Here is a 3,774-nt window from a genome sequence, read left to right as displayed (position 1 = left end):
GTCCGGCCGGGGCGCGGCGGCGGCAGCGGCCGCCGCGAACGCCTGGGCCGGCGAGGTGGGGTGCAAGGGGGCGGCGCGGTCTGTCTCTTCTGTGGGGACGAATCGGGCGCCGAACCCTACAGAGGAACCATGGAGGCGCTCTCCCCCGCATCCGCCGCCGCCGAGCTCGCGCCGACGCTCTGCCGCGGACGAAGTGGCGTCGCTGGGTTATCTGAAAACTACAGACGGTGATACGTTCCCCCTGTGAGGCAGCCCCGGGCCGCCCGGCGATCGTCCGGGCGGGCCCCCGGCCGCTGGTGACGACGCGTCGCGCTAGGGGGAATCCGAATGCCGCGTGGTACTCCGGAGCAGAGCGGGCCCTCCGTACCGACGGTTCCGTCGGGGCTGCCAGGCGAGCGGGTCAAGCCGCTGGTGCCGCAGCCCAGCGGGCCGCAGCCGCGCCGCTCCTCGCTGACCGCCGCCCGGCAGGCATCCGCGGTGTCGCGGGCGGGCGGACCGGCCGAGCGCCGCCTGCGGGTGCTGGTGGTCGCGGGCACCCGGCCGGAGGTGGTCAAGCTCAGCCGGGTCGTCGCCGCCCTCGACCGGGCCGTCGACCTGCGCTTGGTCCACACCGGGCAGAACTACGACCACGAGCTCAACCAGGTCTTCTTCGACGAACTCGGCCTCCGCCGGCCGGACCACGTGCTCGACGCCGCCGGGCCCACCCCCGCCGAGACGATCAGCCGGCTGATCTCGCGGCTCGACCCGGTTCTCGCCGCCGAGGCCCCCGACGCCATGCTCTTCTACGGCGACACGAACACCTGCTACGCCGCGATCGCCGCCAAGCGCCGCCGCATCCCGGTGTTCCACCTGGAGGCCGGCAACCGCTGCTTCGACCAGCGGGTCCCGGAGGAGATCAACCGGCGGGTCGCCGACCAGCTCAGTGACGTCCACCTGGCCCTGACCGAACGGGCTCGCGGGCATCTGCTCGCCGAGGGGCTGCCCGCCCAGCGGATCTTCGTGGTCGGCTCCCCGGTCAAGGAGGTGCTCACCCACTACGCCCCGCTCATCGACACCTCATCGGCACTGTCCACCCTCGGTGTGCAGGCGGGACGCTACCTGCTCGCCAGCGTCCACCGGGAGGAGAACGTCGACCGGCCCGAGGCGCTGTCGGCCCTGCTGGAGACCCTCAACCGGCTGGCGGTCCGGTACCGGCTGCCGGTGATCGTGTCGACCCATCCGCGGACCCGGGACCGGCTCGGCGCGCTGCGCCGCTCCGGGCGGGCGCCCATGCTCGACGAGCGGGTCCGCTTCTGCCGGCCGTTCGGCTTCGCCGACTACATCGCGCTGCAACGGGCCGCCCTGTGCGTGCTCTCCGACAGCGCCACCCTGACCGAGGAAGCCTCCCTCGTCGGCTTCCCCGCCGTGCTCGTCCGGGAGGCACACGAACGGCCGGAGGGCATGGACCGCGGGGTGCTCGTCGCCAGCGTGCTGCGCCCGGAGCGGATCCTCGACGCCGTCGAGCTGATGGTGCGGGAGGCCGAAAGCGACCGCCGAGCACGAGTCGTCCCCGACTACGACGCCGACGACGTCTCCCGCCGGGTCGTGCACATCATCGTCAGCTACGTCGACCACGTCCGGCGGACCGTCTGGTACGGCGACACCGGCTCCAGCGCCGGACCGAACCCCGCCGCCCCCGCCGCGACCGCGGACCTCCGCTGATCCGGCAGCCGCTGATCGGGCCTCCGCGCATCGGGCCTCCGCTGACCGGGCCTCCGCTGATCGGTCAGTTGCTGATCGGGCAGTCGGCGGCGGGCCGGGATCCCCGCATTCGCGCAGGTCAGCAGGAGCGGACGGTATCCTCGTCCGGTGGATCGGCGCTCCCTTGCCAACCTCGCGCACCTGCGCCGGGCGCGGGATCTGGTCGACCGGGAGTACGCGCGTCCGCTCGACGTGCCGACCATGGCCCGCCGCGCGCTGATGTCGCCGGGGCACTTCTCCCGGGCGTTCCGGGCGGCCTACGGCGAGACGCCGTACAGCTACCTGATGACCCGGCGAGTGGAGCGGGCGATGGCGCTGCTGCGCGCGGGCATGAGCGTGACCGATACGTGTATGGCGGTCGGCTGCACCTCCCTCGGCTCGTTCAGCTCTCGGTTCACCGAGCTCGTGGGGATGACGCCGAGCGCCTACCGGGCCCGGGAGCACCGTGCCGTGCAGGCGATGCCCGCCTGCGTCGCCAGGGCGCGCACCCGTCCGACCAGAGACCAGGCGGTTACCGGCCAGCCGGCCAGGACGGGAGAACCGGTCAGGATTGGAGAAGCGGTCCGCGCGGCCGGCCCCTAGCGTTGGCCGCATGACCGTCTCACTGCAGTACTGCCACATCACCGTCAACGATCTGGACGACTCGCTGGCCTTCTACCGCGACGCCCTCGGCCTGGCGGTGCGCAACGACGTCGCCTCGGACGGCTTCCGGTGGGTCACCCTCGCCAGCACGTCCCAGCCGGACCTTGAGATCGTCCTCTCCGAGCCGCACGCCGGCCGACCCCAGGCCGACGGGGACGCCCTGCAGGAGCTGCTCACCAAGGGCGTGCTGCCGGTGATCGTGTTCCGCGCCGACGATCTCGACGCGACCTTCGAGACGGTACGGGCCTTCGGCGCAGAGGTGCTGCAGGAGCCCATCGACCAGCCCTGGGGCCCGCGCGACTGCGCGTTCCGGGACCCCTCGGGCAACACGGTGCGCATCTCGCAGGCGCCCAAGGCCTGAGGATCTGAAGGGCTGACGAATCGTGACGCCTGACGCCTGACGCCTGACGCCTGACGGCCTGACCGGACGGCCTGACCGGACGGCCCGCTGGGCGCGGCCGGCGAGCCGGGTTAGTCCCGGTCGGCCGGAGGGTCCTCGGCGAGCAGGTCGGTGAGCGGGCCGAACAGCGCCGGCGGGGCGGCGACGGTGAGGTCCTCGCTCGCCGGTCGGCCGTGCAGCCCACCGACCCGCAGGCCCGCCTCCGCCGCCACCAGTCCGCCGGCGGCATGGTCCCAGGGCTTGAGGCCGCGCTCGTAGTAGGCGTCGACGATGCCGCCGGCGGCGGCGCACAGATCCAGCGACGCCGCGCCCATCCGGCGGATGTCGCGGACTCGGGGTACCACCCTGGTGAGTACCGCGGCCTGAGCGGCGCGGCGGGACTCCAGGTAGCCGAAACCGGTCGCGACGAGGGCGCCGGCCAGGGTCGTCACCGTCGACCCGGTCAGCGCCGTGCCGTCCCGGAAGGCGCCGCCGCCGCGGACGGCGGTGTAGGTCGTGCCCATCGCCGGGGCGTGCACCACGCCGGCGACGACCTCGCCGTCGACCTCCGCGGCGATCGACACCGCCCAGTTCGGCAGCCGGTAGAGGAAGTTCACCGTGCCGTCGAGCGGATCGACGATCCAGCGCACGCCGGTCGACCCGGCGGAGTCGGATCCCTCCTCGCCGAGCAGGCCGTCGCCCGGACGCAGCTCACCGAGCCGGCGGGCCACCAGCGCCTCGGAGGCGCGGTCCAGGGCGGTGACCACGTCAGTGGGGGAGGATTTCGTCGTCTCCGCGGCGACCGCGCCCTCGCGGCCCCGGGCGAGCAGCGCACCGGCTTCGCGGGCGATCGTCAGCGCGACGTCGAGCAGGATGTCCGGGTCTGGCAGGTCGCTCATCGGTCGGCGCTCCGGGGCTCGGGCTCTGGTTCGGCTTCGGGACGGCTGCCGGCGTCGGCGGGGCGGCCGGCTTCGGGACGGCTGCCGGCGTCGGCGGGGCGGCCGGCTTCGGGA

Annotated in this window: 4 protein-coding genes; 3 read left to right on the top strand and 1 reads right to left on the bottom strand. The window is 73.8% G+C overall.

The window, feature by feature from the left end; all coding sequences use genetic code 11:
* The first annotated feature begins 327 nt into the window (after nucleotides 1-327).
* From wecB to ND748_RS15800, 3 genes are all read left to right on the top strand, one after another.
* On the top strand, nucleotides 328-1,701 hold the full coding sequence (gene wecB / locus ND748_RS15810; protein ID WP_285902184.1) for a non-hydrolyzing UDP-N-acetylglucosamine 2-epimerase: 1,374 nt from the start codon (nucleotides 328-330) through the stop codon (nucleotides 1,699-1,701).
* 147 nt (nucleotides 1,702-1,848) lie between these two features.
* On the top strand, nucleotides 1,849-2,322 hold the full coding sequence (locus ND748_RS15805; protein WP_251746569.1) for a helix-turn-helix transcriptional regulator: 474 nt from the start codon (nucleotides 1,849-1,851) through the stop codon (nucleotides 2,320-2,322).
* 10 nt (nucleotides 2,323-2,332) lie between these two features.
* A complete protein-coding gene (locus ND748_RS15800) occupies nucleotides 2,333-2,743 on the top strand; it encodes a VOC family protein (RefSeq protein ID WP_251746568.1) in 411 nt (136 codons plus the stop codon).
* Nucleotides 2,744-2,853: 110 nt separating this feature from the next.
* Here ND748_RS15800 and ND748_RS15795 read toward each other — a convergent pair whose 3' ends face one another.
* Nucleotides 2,854-3,660 (bottom strand): inositol monophosphatase family protein, encoded by an 807-nt coding sequence (locus ND748_RS15795; protein WP_251746567.1) that lies wholly within the window; start codon nucleotides 3,658-3,660, stop codon nucleotides 2,854-2,856.
* Nucleotides 3,661-3,774: the final 114 nt, after the last annotated feature.

This window comes from Frankia sp. AiPs1 (genome assembly GCF_023716945.1).
GTDB lineage: Bacteria > Actinomycetota > Actinomycetes > Frankiales > Frankiaceae > Frankia.
The sequence above is the reverse complement of the archived record's forward strand: the minus strand, read 5'-3'. Positions and strand labels throughout refer to the sequence as shown.